This is a genomic window from Streptomyces europaeiscabiei, assembly GCF_001550375.1.
Lineage (GTDB): Bacteria > Actinomycetota > Actinomycetes > Streptomycetales > Streptomycetaceae > Streptomyces > Streptomyces europaeiscabiei.
Genome location: NZ_LRTR01000465.1, coordinates 1 through 1,885, shown reverse-complemented (window position 1 = coordinate 1,885; position 1,885 = coordinate 1). Strand labels below are relative to the sequence as shown.

Sequence of the window (1,885 nt, the reverse complement as noted above, 5' to 3'; positions counted from 1 at the left end):
CTGGCCACCAGCGGCAGCCTGCTGATGGTGCCCGGCGGCACCCTCTGGCACCGCGCGGACTGCCCCCTGGTGGCCGGCAGGGCGGAGGCGGTGCCGGTGGACTCCCGGGTGCTGAGCGGCGGCGAGCTGCGGCCGTGCCCGATCTGCGAAGCGCCCTCCGGGAGCGACCCCGCCGAGCCCCCGGAGGGCTGATGGCGTCCCTGAGTTACGACCTCACGCTGGCCGGACTGTCGGTCGGCAGCGCGGCGGCCCTCACCGGAATCGGTTTGATCGTGACGTACCGGGCAACCGGGGTGCTCAACTTCGCGCACGGGGCGATCGCGATGGTGTGCGCGTATCTGCTGCGCCAGTTCACCGTGGAGTGGGGGTGGCCCCTCTGGCTCGGCGCCCTCGTGACCCTGTTCCTGGTCGCCCCCGCCGTCGGCCTCGCCCTGGAACGCTTCGTGTTCCGCCCGCTCGCCGTGCTCGGCAACGACCCGGCACAGACCCTGGTCGCCTCGATCGGCGTCTTCGTCCTCCTCGTCGGCGGGGCCGCGCTGCTGTGGGGCCAGGGGGCGCGGGACGACGCCCCGACGCTGGTGTCGGCCGACCCGTGGGATCAGCTGGCGGTGGCCGTGGCGATCGCGGCGACCGTGGGCGTGGTCACCCGCTGGACACGCTTCGGCCGCGAACTCCGTGCCGTCGTGGACGACCGGTCCCTCGCCGTCCTCGGCGGCATCGACGCGGACCGGGTCGCCGCCGCGGGCTGGGCGTTCGGCTCGTTCACGGCGGGACTGACGGGCGTCCTGCTGGCCCCCTACGTACGCCTCGACCCGTACGGCATGCCGCTACTGGTGATGGAAGTGGTCGCCGTGGCGGTCGCCGCCCGGATGCGCAGCCTCCCGGTGGCCGTACTGGTCGCGCTGGGCATCGGGATCGCCCAGAGCCAGCTGACCCGGCTCCACCCGTCGGGCTGGGCGGAGCCGTTGCTCCAGGCCGTCGGCGCCAACCTCTTCGTCGTGGCCCTCCTGGTCGCGGCCCTCGTCCTGCCCGGCGTGGGCACCCGCGACGCGCTGCCCCGCGCGGCGACCGCGCGGGGCAGCGCACCCGTCGGCGCGTGGATCGTGACGCTCCTGCTGTTCCTGATCCCGCTGGGCTTCGCGGGCGAGGACCTGCACACGGCCGTCCAGGTACCGGCGCTGGGCGTGGTCCTGCTCTCCCTGGTGGTGGTGACGGGCAGGGGCGGCCAGATCTCCCTGGGCCAGGCGGCGTACGCGGGCCTGGGCGCGCTCTTCACGGCACTGCTGTCGGCCGGCCGCCTCCCTTTCCTCCCCGCGCTCCCCGAACTGACCGCCCTCCTGGTGGCCGTACTCCTCGTGGCCCCCCTGGGTCTGCTGACCGGCTGGCCCGCCATCAGCCGTCACGGTCTGGCGCTGGCCCTCGCCACGTTCGCCGTGGGCGTCGGCGTGAGCCGCTTCGTCTTCGCCCAGCCGTACGCGACCTCGGGCCTCACCCTCACCCGCCCCGCGGGCTTCGAGGGCGACCGCGCCTACTACGTCCTGGAGCTGGGGCTGCTGTCCACTGCCCTCCTGGCCACCCACGCCCTGCGCCGGGGCCGCACCGGCCGGGCCCTCGCCGCCATGCGCGACCACGAGTCGGGCGCGTCGGCGGCGGGCGTACACGTCCCCTCGCTGAAGCTGGCGGCGTTCGTGACGGGCGCCGCCCTGGCCGCCCTCGGCGGCGGCATGCTCGCCATGGGCGTCCGCGCCTTCGACCCCGCCGCCTACGACCCCGTCCGCGGCCTTCTCTGGTTCGCCGCGATCGTCGTCCTGGGCGCCGACAGCACGCTCGGAGCGCTCGCGGCGGCCGCCCTGCTGGTCGGCCTGGACGCGGGCACCGAGGGCGG

At 75.4% G+C, this 1,885-nt stretch carries 1 protein-coding gene and 1 pseudogene; both read left to right on the top strand.

The genetic code is table 11. The features are described 5' to 3' along the window. Positions 1–192: pseudogene (locus tag AWZ10_RS22600) on the top strand (hypothetical protein); the annotation flags it as partial. Beyond that, positions 192–1,885 (top strand): ABC transporter permease (locus tag AWZ10_RS22595; RefSeq protein WP_167365982.1); only part of this gene is annotated, 1,694 nt, incomplete at its 3' end. The pseudogene AWZ10_RS22600 and the gene AWZ10_RS22595, both read left to right, overlap by 1 nt.